The organism is Streptomyces sp. NPDC055025 (genome assembly GCF_053608565.1).
The window spans coordinates 84,545-99,159 of the sequence record NZ_JBSGVS010000024.1 but is presented as its reverse complement, the minus strand read 5'-3'; the positions used below and the strand labels follow the sequence as shown (position 1 = coordinate 99,159).

General features: G+C 69.4%; 13 protein-coding genes. 5 read left to right on the top strand and 8 right to left on the bottom strand.

All coding sequences use genetic code 11. The features are described from left to right. Positions 1–95 precede the first annotated feature (95 nt). The 6 genes from ACWGDX_RS17095 to ACWGDX_RS17070 form a co-directional block, all read right to left on the bottom strand. Positions 96–1,562 carry an NAD(P)/FAD-dependent oxidoreductase gene (locus ACWGDX_RS17095; RefSeq protein WP_453626315.1) on the bottom strand — a complete coding sequence of 489 codons (1,467 nt, stop codon included), beginning with the start codon at positions 1,560–1,562 and terminating at the stop codon, positions 96–98. Positions 1,563–1,642: 80 nt separating this feature from the next. Further along, positions 1,643–2,458 carry an ABC transporter permease gene (locus tag ACWGDX_RS17090; protein WP_453626313.1) on the bottom strand — a complete coding sequence of 272 codons (816 nt, stop codon included), beginning with the start codon at positions 2,456–2,458 and terminating at the stop codon, positions 1,643–1,645. After that, positions 2,458–3,399 carry an ABC transporter permease gene (locus tag ACWGDX_RS17085; protein ID WP_453626311.1) on the bottom strand — a complete coding sequence of 314 codons (942 nt, stop codon included), beginning with the start codon at positions 3,397–3,399 and terminating at the stop codon, positions 2,458–2,460. Before ACWGDX_RS17085 ends, ACWGDX_RS17090 begins: the two co-directional genes overlap by 1 nt. Next, positions 3,396–4,562 (bottom strand): ABC transporter ATP-binding protein, encoded by a 1,167-nt coding sequence (locus tag ACWGDX_RS17080; RefSeq protein ID WP_453626309.1) that lies wholly within the window; start codon positions 4,560–4,562, stop codon positions 3,396–3,398. Before ACWGDX_RS17080 ends, ACWGDX_RS17085 begins: the two co-directional genes overlap by 4 nt. A gap of 50 nt (positions 4,563–4,612) precedes the next feature. Beyond that, positions 4,613–5,860 (bottom strand): ABC transporter substrate-binding protein, encoded by a 1,248-nt coding sequence (locus ACWGDX_RS17075; protein WP_453626307.1) that lies wholly within the window; start codon positions 5,858–5,860, stop codon positions 4,613–4,615. Positions 5,861–5,923: 63 nt separating this feature from the next. Beyond that, positions 5,924–7,438, bottom strand: coding sequence for a gamma-aminobutyraldehyde dehydrogenase (locus ACWGDX_RS17070; protein WP_453626305.1), 1,515 nt, complete (start codon positions 7,436–7,438; stop codon positions 5,924–5,926). Between the two features lie 187 nt (positions 7,439–7,625). Here ACWGDX_RS17070 and ACWGDX_RS17065 point away from each other — a divergent pair, with 187 nt between their 5' ends. After that, the gene (locus tag ACWGDX_RS17065; protein WP_453626303.1) at positions 7,626–8,198 is read left to right on the top strand and encodes an NADAR family protein; all 573 of its coding nucleotides are present in this window, start codon (positions 7,626–7,628) and stop codon (positions 8,196–8,198) included. Between the two features lie 44 nt (positions 8,199–8,242). Here the strand turns inward: ACWGDX_RS17065 and ACWGDX_RS17060 are convergent, their stop codons facing one another. Next, the gene (locus ACWGDX_RS17060) at positions 8,243–8,929 is read right to left on the bottom strand and encodes a DUF4190 domain-containing protein (RefSeq protein ID WP_453626302.1); all 687 of its coding nucleotides are present in this window, start codon (positions 8,927–8,929) and stop codon (positions 8,243–8,245) included. A gap of 174 nt (positions 8,930–9,103) precedes the next feature. On the opposite strand from ACWGDX_RS17060, the gene ACWGDX_RS17055 reads away from it, so the two are divergent. Together ACWGDX_RS17055 and ACWGDX_RS17050 are read left to right on the top strand one after the other, a co-directional pair. Next, on the top strand, positions 9,104–10,129 hold the full coding sequence (locus ACWGDX_RS17055; RefSeq protein ID WP_453626301.1) for an adenosine deaminase: 1,026 nt from the start codon (positions 9,104–9,106) through the stop codon (positions 10,127–10,129). Positions 10,130–10,134: 5 nt separating this feature from the next. After that, a complete protein-coding gene (locus ACWGDX_RS17050; protein ID WP_453626299.1) occupies positions 10,135–10,863 on the top strand; it encodes a glycerophosphodiester phosphodiesterase in 729 nt (242 codons plus the stop codon). Positions 10,864–11,098: 235 nt separating this feature from the next. On the opposite strand, the gene ACWGDX_RS17045 is transcribed toward ACWGDX_RS17050, so the two are convergent. Continuing rightward, positions 11,099–12,538: a gamma-aminobutyraldehyde dehydrogenase gene (locus ACWGDX_RS17045; RefSeq protein WP_453626350.1), complete on the bottom strand. Its 1,440-nt coding sequence runs from the start codon at positions 12,536–12,538 to the stop codon at positions 11,099–11,101. A gap of 194 nt (positions 12,539–12,732) precedes the next feature. On the opposite strand from ACWGDX_RS17045, the gene ACWGDX_RS17040 reads away from it, so the two are divergent. Then, a complete protein-coding gene (locus tag ACWGDX_RS17040) occupies positions 12,733–13,248 on the top strand; it encodes an Lrp/AsnC family transcriptional regulator (RefSeq protein ID WP_453626297.1) in 516 nt (171 codons plus the stop codon). Further along, positions 13,233–14,612, top strand: coding sequence for an aspartate aminotransferase family protein (locus ACWGDX_RS17035; protein ID WP_453626295.1), 1,380 nt, complete (start codon positions 13,233–13,235; stop codon positions 14,610–14,612). The genes ACWGDX_RS17040 and ACWGDX_RS17035 overlap by 16 nt, the downstream gene beginning before the upstream one ends. The last annotated feature ends 3 nt before the right edge of the window (positions 14,613–14,615 follow it).

Sequence of the window (14,615 nt, the reverse complement as noted above, 5' to 3'; positions counted from 1 at the left end):
CACCACGAACCCGGACTGCTGCCGGGCACCGGCCGCCGGTGCGCGGGGTGATTCGGGATCGCTCTCCTGCACGTGACCAGGTGACCGGACAGGCGCTAGCTGTCGAAGCCGAGTCCCAGCCGGTCCATCGTGCGCAGCCAGGCATTGCGCCGGCCGCCCCGGGCGTCCGCGCGCGCCAGCGACCACTTGGTGAGGCCGATCCCCGCCCAGGCGGCCGGCTCGGGCGGGAACGGCAGCGGCTTGCTCCGTACCATCTCCAGCTCCGTACGCTCGGTGCGCTCACCCGCCAGGAGGTCGAGCATCACCTCACCGCCGAACCGGGTCGCCCCGACACCGAGACCGGTGTATCCCGCCGCGTACGCGACCTGACCGTCGTACGCCGTGCCGAAGAAGGCCGAGAACCGCGAGCAGGTGTCGATCGCACCGCCCCAGGCATGGCTGAAGCGCACCCCCGCCAACTGCGGGAAGCAGTCGAAGAAGTGGGTGGCGAGCTTGAGATAGGTCTCCGGACGGTGGTCGAGCTCGGCACTGAGCCGTCCGCCGTACGGATAGACCGCGTCGTAGCCGCCCCACAGGATCCGGTGGTCGGGGGTGATCCGGAAGTAGTGGAACTGATTGGCGCTGTCGCCGAGCCCCTGACGGTTCTTCCAGCCGATGGCGCTGAGCTGTCCGTCCGTCAGCGGCTCGGTCATCAGGGCGTAGTCGTAGACCGGGACGGTGTACGGACGGACCCGTCTGACCAGCGACGGGAAGACATTGGTGCCGAGGGCGACGCGCCGTGCGAAGACCCTGCCGTACGGGGTACGGACCGCCATCCCGGCCCCGGCCGCTCCGGCCCCCGCCGTCCCCGCACCCGCCGTCCCCGCGCGCCGCCGGACACGGGCCAGCTCCAGTCCGCGAGTGTTCTCGTAGAGCCGTACGCCGAGGTCCAGACACGCCTGCTTGAGACCCCAGACGAGCTTGGCCGGATGCAGCATGGCGACCCCGCGCCGGTCCCACAGCCCGCCGAGAAAGGTCGGTGAGTCGACTTCGGCCCGTACCGCGTCCCTGTCGAGCAGTTCGAGCCCGGTGAAGCCGAGCCCGGTCGCCTCCTCGTACAGCGCGCGCAGATCGTCGAGCTGGTACGGCTCGGTGGCGACATCGATCTCACCGGTGCGCTCGAAGGCGCAGTCGATCCCGTAGCGGGCGACCGTCGCCTCGATGGCGTCGAGATTGCGCTCGCCGAGCTCCTCCAGTCCGCGCAGCTCGCCGGGCCAGCGGGCGAGTCCGTTGGAGAAGCCATGGGTCAGGGAGGCGGCGCAGAAGCCGCCGTTGCGGCCCGAGGCGGCCCAGCCCACCTCGTGGCCCTCGATCAGTACGACATCACGGCCGGGATCGCGCTCCTTGGCGAGCAGCGCGGTCCACAGTCCGCTGTAGCCGCCGCCGATGACAAGGAGATCGCAGTGTTCGTCGCCGGTGAGGGCGGGCAGCGCCCCGGGCCTGCCGGGATCGTCCAGCCAGTACGGGACCGGCCGCGCGTCGGAGAGTGAGGTCAGGGCAGTACGCATGGCACCTGGGGCCATGTCTTCCAACTCCTTCGTAACCTGGTCGTGGCGCCCCCGGCCGCCGCTCCCGCCCGGGAGTCCCGGGGCGCCACGGGATGTCACACGGCGGCGGTCTTCCTCCGCCGGTTGCTGACGAGCTGGCCGGTGACCACCATCAGTACCGCGATGACGAACATCGCCGTGCCGATGACATTGATCTGCACCGGTGTGCCGCGCTGTGCCGAGCCCCAGACGAACATGGGGAAGGTCACGGTCGACCCGGCGTTGAAGTTGGTGATGATGAAGTCGTCGAAGGAGAGCGCGAAGGCGAGCAGCGCGCCCGCCGCGATCCCGGGGGCGGCTATCGGCAGGGTGACGCGTACGAAGGTCTGCACGGGCCCCGCGTAGAGATCGCGCGCCGCCTCCTCCAGCCGCGGGTCCATGGACATGACCCGCGCCTTGACGGCCGTCACCACGAAGCTGAGACAGAACATGATGTGGGCGATGAGAACGGTCCAGAAGCCGAGCTGTGCGCCGAGGTTGAGGAAGAGCGTCAGCAGCGAGGCGGCCATCACGACCTCGGGCATCGCCATCGGCAGAAAGATCAGCGAGTTGATCGGGCCGCGCGCCCGGAACCGGTAGCGCACCAGCGCGAAGGCGATCATCGTGCCGAGCACGGTGGCACCGAGCGTCGCCCAGGCGGCGATCTGGAGCGAGAGGGTCAGCGAGCCGCACAGATCGGCGACACCGCAGGGGTCCTTCCAGGCGTCCAGGGAGAAACGCTGCCAGGAGTAGTTGAACCGCCCGTTCGGCTTGTTGAAGGAGAAGACCATCACCACCAGATTGGGGACGATCATGTAGCCGAGCGTCAGCAGGCCCGCGAGGACCACCAGATTGCGCCGGATCCAGCGTGTCATATCCGTCAGAACACCCATCAGACCAGGTCCTCCGTCCCTGCGCGGCGGATATAGACGGTGACCATCAGCAGGACGACCGCCATGAGGATGAAGGAGAGCGCGGCGGCCGTCGGATAGTCGAGGACCCGCAGGAACTGTGTCTGGATGACGCTGCCGACCATCTTGGTGTCGGTGGAGCCGAGCAGTTCGGCGTTGACGTAGTCGCCGCTCGCCGGGATGAAGGTGAGCAGCGTGCCGGAGACGACACCCGGCATGGAGAGCGGGAACGTCACCTTGCGGAAGGTGGTCAGCGGTCTGGCGTAGAGATCGCCCGCCGCCTCGTGGAGCCGGCCGTCGATACGCTCCAGCGAGGTGTACAGCGGCAGGATCATGAACGGCAGGAAGTTGTACGTCAGACCGCAGACGACCGCCATGGGTGTGGCCAGGACGCGGTTGCCCTCGGTCCAGCCGAGCCAGCTCGTCACATCGAGCACATGCAGGGTGTCCAGGAGGCCGACGACCGTGCCGCCGTCCGCGAGGATCGTCTTCCAGGCGAGCGTACGGATCAGAAAGCTGGTGAAGAACGGCGCGATGACCAGGACCAGCAGCAGATTGCGCCAGCGGCCCGCCTTGAAGGCGATGAGATAGGCGAGCGGATAGCCGAGCAGCAGACACAGGACCGTGGCGGTGCCCGCGTACAGCAGGGAGCGCACGAACTGCGGGTAGTACTCCTGGAGCGCGTCCCAGTAGGTCTGGAAGTGCCAGGTGACCTCGAAGCCCTGCTCCAGGGAGCCGGTCTGTACGGAGGTCGAGGCCTGGTAGACCATCGGCAGCGCGAAGAAGACCAGCAGCCAGAGGATGCCGGGCAGCAGCAGCCAGTACGGGACGAGCCGCTTGCGGGTGGAGGTCCTGCGCGGCGGCGGCTCGGACCCGGCGGCGGACGGGGTGGGCGCGGCGGGAGGGGCCTGTGTGGTGGTCACGAGGCCTCCTCGGCCACGGTTCCGGTGCCCGCGTCGATGTCCATGGCGGCGTCCAGCCCGAAGCTGTGCGCCGGGTTCCAGTGCAGTACGACCTCGGCGCCGGGACCGAGACGGGCGTCCCGCTCGATGTTCTGCGCGTAGACCTCGAAGCCGGGACAGACCGGACTGTCGATCACATACTGCGTGGAGACACCGATGAAGCTGGAGTCGGCGATCCGCCCGGTGATCCGGTTGCGGCCGTCGGGGACGGTCCCCGTGTCGTCCGCGTGTGCCAGGGAGATCTTCTCTGGCCGTACGCCGACGAGCAGTCTGCCGCCGCTCGTGGTGGGCGCGGAGCACCGGTCCGCGGGCAGCCGCAGCTTGGCGCCGCCCGCCGTGACCACCACCTCACCGCCGCTGGTCCCGGAGATCTCGGCCTCGATGAGATTGGAGGTGCCGAGGAAGTTGGCGACGAAGGTGGTGTCCGGGTTCTCGTAGAGATCGGCGGGGCTGCCGAGCTGCTCGACCCGGCCCGCGTTCATCACCGCGACCGTGTCGGCCATGGTCATGGCCTCCTCCTGGTCATGGGTGACATGGATGAAGGTGATGCCGACCTCGGTCTGGATGCGCTTGAGTTCGAGCTGCATCTGACGGCGCAGCTTGAGGTCGAGGGCGCCGAGCGGCTCGTCGAGCAGCAGGACCCGCGGGTGGTTGATCAGCGCGCGGGCGACGGCGACGCGCTGCTGCTGGCCGCCGGAGAGCTGGTGCGGCTTGCGCTTGGCGTACTCCCCGAGCTGGACCAGATCGAGCATCTCTCCGACCTGCTTCCGTACGGACTTGATCCCGCGGCGGCGCAGTCCGAAGGCGACGTTCTCGTAGATGTCGAGGTGCGGGAAGAGCGCGTAGCTCTGGAAGACGGTGTTGACCGGGCGCTTGTACGGCGGCAGTCCCGTGACATCCGTGTCCCCGAGGAAGACCGTGCCGGTGGTCGGTTCCTCCAGGCCGGCGATCATCCGCAGCGTGGTGGTCTTGCCGCAGCCCGACGCTCCGAGGAGGGCGAAGAAGGAGCCCTGGGGCACGGTGAGGTCGAGCGGCTCGACGGCGCGGAAGGAGCCGTATGTCTTGCTGATCCCGGTCAGGCGGACGTCGCCGCCGCCCCGGCTGGTGGATGCGGTCTCTGTCATGGGTACGGTCCCGGGGATGAGAGGTGGACGGGCGGGCGGCGGGCGCGCGGCTACGCGCCGATGAGCTTGGCGAACTTCTCCTCGTACGTCGTCTCTTCCTTGCTGCTCAGCGAGCGGAAGGCGTGCGAGGAGGCGGCCATCGCCGCGTCCGGGAGGATCAGCGTGTTGTCGGCCATCGACTTGTCGATCTTGGTGAGTTCGGCGCGTACCCCGTCCACCGGGCAGACGTAGTTGATGTACGCGGCGAGCTGGGCGGCGATCGGCGGCCGGTAGTAGTGGTCGATGAGCCGCTCGGCGTTGGTCTTGTGCCGTGCCTTGGCCGGGACCAGCAGATTGTCGCTGGAGATGATGTAACCGGTCTCGGGGATCGCGAACTTGACGTCCGGGTTGTCGTTCTGGAGCTGGACGATGTCCCCGGCCCAGGCGACACAGGCGGCGATGTCGCCCTTGTCGAGGTCCGCGGTGTAGTCGTTGCCGGTGAAGCGGCGGATCTGCTTCTTGTCGACGGCGCCCTGGAGCCGGGCGATCGCCGCGTCGAAGTCGTCGTCGGTGAAGCTCCCCGGGTCCTTGCCCAGGTCGAGCAGGGTCATCCCGACGGTGTCCCGCATCTCGGAGAGAAAGGCGACCCGGCCCTTGAGCTGCGGGTCGTCCAGGAGCTGGGAGACCGATTCGATCTCGCGTCCGCCGGTCGCCCTGGAGTTGTAGGCGATGACGGTGGGGATTCCGGTCCACGGATAGCTGTAGGCACGGCCTGGATCCCAGTCGGGCGAGCGGAACTGCTGGGAGAGGTTCGCGTACGCGTGCGGCAGGTTCGACGGGTCGAGCTTCTGCGCCCAGCCGAGCCGGATGATCCTGGCGGCGAGCCAGTCGGTGACGCATATGAGGTCACGGCCGGTGTCCTGGCCGGCCGCGAGCTGCGGCCGGATCTTGCCGAAGAACTCGACGTTGTCGTTGATGTCCGCGGTGTACTTGACCGTGATCCCCGTGCGTGCGGTGAACGCGTCCAGCGTGGGGTAGTGCTTCTCGTCCTCGCTGACGTCCATGTACTCGGTCCAGTTGGAGAAGACGATCCGCTTCTCCCCGGCCGAGTGGTCGGTGGACGCGGGTCCGTCGTCCTCACGCTTCGCGGGCGGGATCCCGCAGCCGCCCAGACCGGCGAGCCCGCCGATCGCGAGCGCGCCGACGCCGGTGGCGCGCAGCATCGAGCGGCGGGTGAGGGCGCCCCGGCCGCTGGTCACGGTGCGCCGCACGGCGGCCAGCTGGGCCGCGGAGAGACGGTCGGGCTCGTACTGCTCCATGCGCTGTGCCCTTTCGGGTGGGTGGGAAGACCGGTGACCGACCGGTCCAGGTCCTAGGCCCTGTCAGCGGTCGCCGAAGATCGTGCGGTGCCAGTCCTTCCTGGCCACCGCGGTGTTGTCGTACATCACATGCTTGACCTGGGTGTACTCCTCGAAGGAGTACACGGACATGTCCTTGCCGAACCCGCTGGCCTTGTAGCCGCCGTGGGGCATCTCGCTGATGATCGGAATGTGGTCGTTGACCCAGACACAGCCGGCCTTGATCTCCCGGGTCGCGCGACCGGTGCGGTAGACGTCGCGGCTCCAGGCGGAGGCGGCGAGACCGTACGGGGTGTCGTTGGCGAGACGGATGCCCTCGTCGTCGGAGTCGAAGGGGAGGACGACGAGGACCGGTCCGAAGATCTCGGACTGGACGATCTCGCTCTCCTGGGCGGCGTCCACGATGAGCGTGGGACGGTAGTACGCGCCCTCCATGAGCTCCCCTCCGGGCGCCTCGCCGCCGGTGACGACTCGCGCGTGGCCGCGGGCCCGGTCGACGAAGCCGGCGACCCGGTCCCGGTGGGCGTGGGAGATCAGCGGGCCGAGATCGGTCTCCGGGTCGAGGGGGTCGCCCATGCGTACGGTCTCCATCAGCGCGGCGACCCCGGCGACAAAGGCGTCGTAGAGGGGACGCTGGACATAGGCGCGGGTGGCGGCCGTGCAGTCCTGGCCGCCGTTGATGAGCGATCCGGCGACCGCGCCGTGCACCGCCGCTTCCAGGTCCGCGTCGTCGAAGACGAGGAAGGGGGCCTTGCCGCCGAGTTCCAGATGCAGTCGCTTGACGGTGGCGGTGGCGATCTCGGCGACGCGCCGGCCGACGGCGGTGGAGCCGGTGAAGGAGGTCATCACGACATCGGGGTGGCCGACGAGATGTTCACCGGCGTCGGGGCCCGCGCCGGTGACGACATTGATCACACCGTCGGGGAGTCCGGCCCGCTGGGCGGCCTGCGCGAACATCAGCGAGGTGAACGGGGTGGTCTCGGCGGGCTTCAGCACGATGGTGTTGCCCGCGGCGACGGCCGGGAGGATCTTCCAGGCGGCCATCTGGAGCGGATAGTTCCAGGGCGCGATGGAGCCGATGACACCGATCGGCTCGCGGCGGACGTAGGAGGTGTGGTCGCCGCTGTACTCACCGGCCGAGACGCCGTCGAGATGGCGGGCCGCGCCCGCGAAGAAGACGGTGTTGTCGACGGTTCCCGGCACATCGAACTCGGTGGAGAGCCTGATCGGTTTGCCGCACTGGAGCGTCTCGGCGTGGGCGAAGTCCGCGGCCTGTTCCGCGAGGACCCCGGCGAAGCGGTGGAGGGCGTCGGAGCGCGCGCCGGGGGTGGCGCCCGCCCAGCCGGGGAACGCGCCGAGCGCGGCGGCGACGGCGGCGTCGACATCGGCCGGTCCCGCCAGCTCGTAGGTGAGAATCTCCTCGCCCGTCGCCGGGTTCACGACGGCGTGCGTACGTCCCGACGTGCCCGGCCGGAGCCGCCCGCCGATGAACTGCGCACCGTCCGCGAAGCGGTCCCGCACCTGGAAGCGGTTGGTCATGACGCTCTCCATTGGCCCAGTTGTAGCTCCGGCTTCAATTGAGTGCCGATCCTGACAGAGCACATGCCGCTCAACAAGGGATTCCGTTGTTGCCTTTTGGTTACGCGACGGAATCGGTCGACCATGTGTCGGGTCGGCGTGCTCGGAGGCATACGGACTGTCAGTGGTGGCTGCCAGACTCGCGTGCATGGTGAGTCAGCGGGGGAGCGTGGTCCGTACGGCGGCCGAGCTGGTCGAGCGGGTGGAGCGCGGCGAGAGGGTCAGATATCTGCGCTTCTGGGGACACACCCCGCGGGCGGACGGCACGCTGGGCGCGAGCTGTCTCAGCCAGTGGTGGCCCTCGCCCTTCACGGTCGACGGGGTGGAGTACGCGACGGCGGAGCACTGGATGATGGCGGGCAAGGCCCGGCTCTTCGGGGACGAGCAGGCGGAGCGCGCGGCCGTCGGCGCGGCGAATCCGGCGCTCGCCAAGAAGGCGGGGCGGCTGGTGCGCGCCTTCGACGAGGCCGTCTGGCAGCGCGAGCGCTTCGGCATCGTGGTGGCGGGCAGCGTCCACAAGTTCGGACAGGATGCCGGGCTGCGGGCGTTTCTGCTGGGCACGGGCGAGCGGATACTCGTCGAGGCCAGCCCGATGGACCGGATCTGGGGCATCGGGCTGGCCTCGGACGATGAGCGCGCCCAGGATCCCGGCCGCTGGCGCGGGCTCAATCTGCTGGGGTTCGCGCTGATGGAGGCGCGCGAGCGGCTCCGGTCGGCGTGAGGAACGCCTGGTGACGGGAGCGACCGGGCCGGGCCCGGCAGAGGTCAGTGGCGGGTGCCGGCCACGAGCGAGGTGGCGAACGGATCGGTGTCCGTCGTGTCGAAGCTGTCGTCGTTCGCGATCGCCCAGATCAGGAAGGCGAGGAAGGCGGCGCTGATCAGGGCGCCGATCGAGCCGAGGACGATACCCGCGAGCGCCATCCCGCCGTTGGTCGCCTCGCCCCGCCGTGCCTTGCGGCGGCCGACGATCCCGAAGATCAGCGCGAGGACACCGACAACGATGCCAAGGCCCCAGAAGCAGAAGGCGACGACGGCGATGATGCCCAGCACCAGCGCGGTGACACCCATGCCGTTCGACGGACCCGGCTGCCAGCCGGTGCTGCCGTAACCCGGGTATCCGGCGGCGGGGTAGCCATAGCCCGGCGTGGCGCCGTAGGGAGCCGCCGACTGCTGGGCGCCCGGTGCCGGCTGCGGCGGGACGCCGGGGTAGCCGTAGCCGTACGGGCCGGGGGCCGGCTGGGCCGGTCCGCCGGGGGCGGTCGGCGGCGGCGGTACGGCGCCGGGCTCGCCTCCGGGTATCCCGAGGATCGTGGGCTGCTCATGCACCGTTCCGCCGTGCGGCGGCGGTTCCTGGTGCGTCGCCGGACCGTCCAGCGGCGCCTTGTGCTCCGGCGGAGCCCAGGGATCGCTCGGCTCGTAGCCGCCGGACGGCCGCTCGCTCTTGTCAGACATGTGCCTCCCCCATCGTGTTCCGTCATGCTACGGCCTCCGCCCTGGGCGGAACGGGCCCGGCCTACGATGGCCCCTGACCCGGGCGGCCCCGGGCAGGGGGCGGGCAACCCCCGCCCCGCGAAACACCGCACCAGCCTCACCACGGGCACCCGCCCCACCATCCGGAGGATCCCGATGACCGATCTGCGCCCCTTCATCGCGGGGCTGCCCAAGGCCGAGCTGCATGTCCACCATGTCGGCTCCGCCTCGCCCCGTATCGTGGCCGAACTGGCCGCCCGGCACCCGGACTCCACGGTGCCCGCCGACCCCGAGGCGCTCGTCGAGTACTTCACCTTCACCGACTTCGCGCACTTCATCGACGTCTATCTCTCCGTCGTGGATCTGATCCGTACGCCCGAGGACGTCCGGCTGCTGACCTTCGAGGTCGCCCGTGACATGGCCCGGCAGAACATCCGCTACGCCGAGCTGACCGTCACACCGTTCAGCTCGACCAGCCGCGGCATTCCCGAGGTGGCCTTCATGGAGGCCATCGAGGACGCCAGGAAGGCCGCCGAGAGCGAGCTGGACGTCGTCCTGCGCTGGTGCTTCGACATCCCCGGCGAGGCCGGGCTGAAGGCGGCCGAGGAGACCGCCCGGCTCGCGGTCGATCTGCGCCCCGAGGGCCTGGTCGCCTTCGGGCTCGGCGGCCCCGAGATCGGGGTTCCCCGGCCCCAGTTCAAGCCGTACTTCGACCGTGCCATCGACGCCGGGCTCCACTCCGTACCCCACGCCGGTGAGACCACCGGGCCCGAGACCGTCTGGGACGCGCTGCGCGATCTGCGCGCGGAGCGCATCGGCCATGGCACCAGCTCCGTCCAGGACCCGGAGCTGCTCGCGTATCTCGCCGAGCACCGCATCCCGCTGGAGGTGTGCCCCACCTCCAACATCGCCACCCGCGCGGTCGCCGATCTCGACGAGCACCCGATCAAGGCGATGGTCGCGGCCGGAGTGCTGGTGACGGTCAACAGCGACGATCCGCCGATGTTCGGCACGGACCTCAACCAGGAGTACGCGGTCGCCGCCCGGCTGCTCGGACTGGACGAGCGGGGAGTCGCCGCTCTCGCGAAGAACGGGGTGGAGGCGTCCTTCCTCGACACGCCGGGCAAGGAGCGGCTCGCCGCGGAGATCGACACGTACACCGCCAAGTGGCTCGCGCGGTAGCGACGATGACCGGCGACGGCGAGGAGACCGCGCGTACCGTGGTCGCCGTGGGCCACCGGGGCGATCCCTACCGGATCCGTGAGAACACCCTCCCCTCGGTGCGCTCCGCGCTGGAGCGGGGGGCCCATGCCGTCGAGATCGACGTACGGCTCACCCGCGACGGGGTGCCCGTCCTGCTGCACGACTCCTCGCCGAAGCGGCTCTGGGGCCATGACCGCCCCCTCGCGGAGCTCACGCACCGGGAGCTGGACGAACTGACCGGCGGCGGGGTGCCGACCCTGCGGGAGACGCTCATGGCGGTGGCCGGGGCCCGGCTCATGATCGATCTCCCCGGCGCCACGGAGGAGTCCGTGCGGACGGTCGTGGGTACGGTACGCGAGTGCGGAGCCGCCGAGCGGGTCTACTACTGCGCGGGCGCGCGGACCATGCTCGCCGTCCGGGCCGCGGACGCGGGCGCCGAGACAGCGATGACCTGGACGACGCTCGCGCCGCCGCGCCCCACGCTGCTCGCGGCGGTCCGGCCGCGCTGGCTCAACTACCGCTTCGGACTGATCAGCCGGGAGCTGGCCGACCGCGACCACCGCGACGGACTGCTGGTCTCGGCCTGGACCGCCGACACCCGCCGCAGTATGCGCCGGCTGATCGCCCGGGGAGCCGACTCGATCACGACCAACCGCGTCGACGTCCTGTCAGCCCTCCTGACCGGCCGGGGCGCCCCGCGTCCGACCCACTGACGAGGACGAAGTCACGGCGGAGGTCACCCAGTTCGGCCTGGTGGCCCGCAAGCCCTGACGGTGCCCAGTACGGCGCCGGCCGTCATGGGCAGGCGGGACCGTACGGGCAGGCCCGCGGTGGGCGGGCACACCGCACAGGGCGGGCAACGGACAAGCTGTCCGCCGCCCGCCCCGGCGCCGGTCGTCGGATGTCCGCGCACGACGCCCGCGTCCGGTGTCCGCCAAACCGCCCGCGTCAGGCGTCGAGCGACGTCATCACGTGCTTGACGCGCGTGTAGTCCTCGAAGCCGTAGGCAGAGAGGTCCTTGCCGTAGCCGGACTTCTTGAACCCGCCGTGCGGCATCTCCGCGACCAGCGGGATATGGGTGTTGATCCACACACACCCGAAGTCCAGGGCCTTCGACATCCGCATCGCGCGCGCGTGGTCCTTCGTCCACACCGAGGAGGCGAGCGCGAACTCGACGCCGTTCGCGTACTCCAGCGCCTGCGCCTCGTCCGTGAAGGACTGAACGGTGATGACCGGGCCGAAGACCTCGTTCTGGATGATCTCGTCGTCCTGCTTGAGTCCGGAGACGACGGTCGGCGCGTAGAAGTAGCCCTTGTCGCCGACCTGGTGGCCGCCCGCCTGGACCTTGGCGTGCGCGGGAAGTCGCTCGATGAAGCCGGAGACCTGCTTGAGCTGGTTCGCGTTGTTGAGCGGCCCGTACAGCACGTCCTCGTCGTCCGCGGCCCCCGTCCTGGTCTCGGCCGCGGCCTTCGCCAGCGCCGCCACGAACTCGTCGTGGATGGACTCGTGCACCAGGACGCGGGTGGCGGCCGTACAGTCCTGCCCCGCGTTGAAGTAGCCCGCCACCGCGATGTCCTCGACGGACTTGGCGATGTCCACGTCCTCGAACACCACGACCGGAGCCTTGCCGCCCAGCTCCAGATGGACCCGCTTGACGTCCTTGGCCGCGGACTCGGCGACCTGCGTTCCCGCCCGTACGGAACCGGTGATGGAGGCCATCGCCGGGATCGGGTGCTCGACCATGGCCCGGCCGCTGTCACGGTCGCCGCAGATGACGTTGAAGACGCCCTTGGGCGCGATCGCGCCGATGATCTCCGCCAGCAGCAGGGTCGAGACCGGGGTGGTGTCCGACGGCTTGAGCACCACGGTGTTCCCCGCGGCGAGGGCCGGCGCGAACTTCCAGACGGCCATCATCATCGGGTAGTTCCAGGGCGCGACCTGGGCGCAGACCCCGACCGGCTCACGGCGCACGATCGAGGTGAAGCCGTCCATGTACTCGCCGGCCGAGCGGCCTTCGAGCATCCGGGCCGCGCCCGCGAAGAAGCGGATCTGGTCCACCATCGGCGGGATCTCTTCGGTACGGGTGAGTTCGAGCGGCTTGCCGGTGTTCTCGGACTCGGCGGCGATCAGCTCCTCGGCGCGCTCCTCGATGGCGTCCGCGATCTTGAGCAGTACCTTCTGGCGCTCCGCGGGAGTGGTGTCGCGCCAGCCGGGGAAGGCGGCCGCGGCGGCCTCCATGGCGGCGTCGACATCGGCCTGTCCCGAGAGCGGGGAGGTGGCGTACACCTCGCCCGTGGCCGGGTTGACCACCTCGATGGTCCGCCCGTCGGCGGCGTCCCGGAACTCCCCGTTGATGTAGTTGCGCAGCCGGCGCAGCTCGGTGGTCACTGCCACCCCTCCTCCTGGTCGCTCATGCTCGGATGTCCGATGGGTGAGACACCCCAACCCTAGCCCGTCGGCCGACGCTTTCGACAGGTCAACCCCCCGGGAACTTCGGATTCGGTGAGATAACAGCCCTTCAACAACGAATATCATCGATGGAGGGTTGCGGGACGGACGAGTCGCAGTGCACAGTGAGGCGCGTGGCCAGTCGTAACGCAGACTCCAGAACAGACTCCGGGTCCGGTTCCAGGACCGGGAACGGATCGTCGTCGTCGATCGATGCCGTCTCTCTCGCCATCATCGAACAGCTCCAGGAGGACGGACGGCGCCCCTACGCGGCGATCGGCAAGGCCGTCGGTCTCTCCGAGGCGGCCGTGCGCCAGCGGGTCCAGAAGCTGCTCGATCAGGGCGTGATGCAGATCGTCGCCGTGACCGACCCGCTCACCGTGGGCTTCCGGCGGCAGGCCATGGTCGGGATCAATGTCGAGGGCGACATGGAGACGGTCGCGGACGCCCTGGCGGCCATGGACGAATGCGAGTACGTGGTGATGACCGCGGGCTCCTTCGATCTGATCGTGGAGATCGTCTGCGAGGACGACGACCACCTGCTGGAAGTCATCAACAGAAGGATCCGCGCGCTCCCCGGCGTGCGCTCCACCGAGAGTTTCGTCTATCTGAAGCTGAAGAAGCAGACCTATATGTGGGGAACCCGATAGCCGTGAGCAAGGACCTCTCCAGAACCGCGTACGACCACCTGTGGATGCACTTCACCCGCATGTCGTCCTACGAGAACGCGCCCGTGCCCACCATCGTGCGCGGTGAGGGCACCTACATCTTCGACGACAAGGGCAAGCGCTACCTCGACGGCCTCTCCGGGCTGTTCGTGGTGAACGCCGGCCACGGCCGCCACGAGCTGGCCGAGACCGCCTACAAGCAGGGCCAGGAGCTGGCGTTCTTCCCGGTGTGGTCCTACGCCCACCCGAAGGCGGTCGAGCTGGCCGAACGGCTCGCCCACTACGCGCCCGGCGACCTCAACAAGGTCTTCTTCACCACCGGTGGCGGTGAGGCGGTCGAGACCGCCTGGAAGCTCGCCAAGCAGTACTTCAAGCTGACCGGCAAGCCGACCAAGTACAAGGTGATCTCACGTGCCGTCGCCTACCACGGCACACCGCAGGGAGCCCTGTCCATCACGGGTCTGCCGGCCCTGAAGGCGCCGTTCGAGCCGCTCGTCCCGGGTGCGCACAAGGTCCCGAACACCAATATCTACCGCGCGCCGATCCACGGCGACGACCCCGAGGCCTTCGGCCGCTGGGCCGCCGACCAGATCGAGCAGGAGATCCTCTTCGAGGGCCCCGAGACGGTCGCGGCCGTCTTCCTGGAGCCGGTGCAGAACGCGGGCGGCTGTTTCCCGCCGCCGCCCGGATACTTCCGGCGGGTCCGCGAGATCTGCGACCAGTACGACGTACTGCTCGTCTCGGACGAGGTCATCTGCGCCTTCGGCCGGCTCGGCACGATGTTCGCGTGCGACAAGTTCGACTACGTACCGGACATGATCACCTGCGCCAAGGGCATGACGTCGGGCTACTCCCCGATCGGCGCCTGCATCGTCTCCGACCGGCTCGCGGAACCGTTCTACCAGGGTGACAACACCTTCCTGCACGGCTACACCTTCGGCGGCCACCCGGTCTCGGCCGCGGTCGGTCTCGCCAACCTCGACATCTTCGAGCGCGAGGGCCTCAACCAGCATGTGCTCGACAACGAGGGCGCGTTCTTCGACACCCTGAAGAAGCTGCACGACCTGCCGATCGTCGGCGATGTGCGGGGCAACGGCTTCTTCTACGGCATCGAGCTGGTCAAGGACAAGGCGACCAAGGAGACGTTCACGGACGAGGAGACCGAGCGCGTCCTGTACGGGTTCCTCTCCAAGGAGCTCTACGAGAACGGGCTGTACTGCCGCGCCGACGACCGGGGCGACCCGGTCGTCCAGCTCGCGCCGCCGCTGATCTCCGATCAGTCGACCTTCGACGAGATCGAGGGGATCCTCCGGTCGGTGCTGACGGAGGCCTGGACCAAGCTCTGACCG

Coding starts and splice junctions, on each gene's coding strand:
- ACWGDX_RS17075 (WP_453626307.1), bottom strand. CDS start 5,860: ATGGAGCAGTACGAGCCCGACCGTCTCTCCGCGGCCCAGCTGGCCGCC.
- ACWGDX_RS17055 (WP_453626301.1), top strand. CDS start 9,104: ATGACCGATCTGCGCCCCTTCATCGCGGGGCTGCCCAAGGCCGAGCTG.
- ACWGDX_RS17050 (WP_453626299.1), top strand. CDS start 10,135: ATGACCGGCGACGGCGAGGAGACCGCGCGTACCGTGGTCGCCGTGGGC.
- ACWGDX_RS17095 (WP_453626315.1), bottom strand. CDS start 1,562: ATGGCCCCAGGTGCCATGCGTACTGCCCTGACCTCACTCTCCGACGCG.
- ACWGDX_RS17090 (WP_453626313.1), bottom strand. CDS start 2,458: ATGGGTGTTCTGACGGATATGACACGCTGGATCCGGCGCAATCTGGTG.
- ACWGDX_RS17065 (WP_453626303.1), top strand. CDS start 7,626: ATGGTGAGTCAGCGGGGGAGCGTGGTCCGTACGGCGGCCGAGCTGGTC.
- ACWGDX_RS17060 (WP_453626302.1), bottom strand. CDS start 8,929: ATGTCTGACAAGAGCGAGCGGCCGTCCGGCGGCTACGAGCCGAGCGAT.
- ACWGDX_RS17070 (WP_453626305.1), bottom strand. CDS start 7,438: ATGACCAACCGCTTCCAGGTGCGGGACCGCTTCGCGGACGGTGCGCAG.
- ACWGDX_RS17080 (WP_453626309.1), bottom strand. CDS start 4,562: ATGACAGAGACCGCATCCACCAGCCGGGGCGGCGGCGACGTCCGCCTG.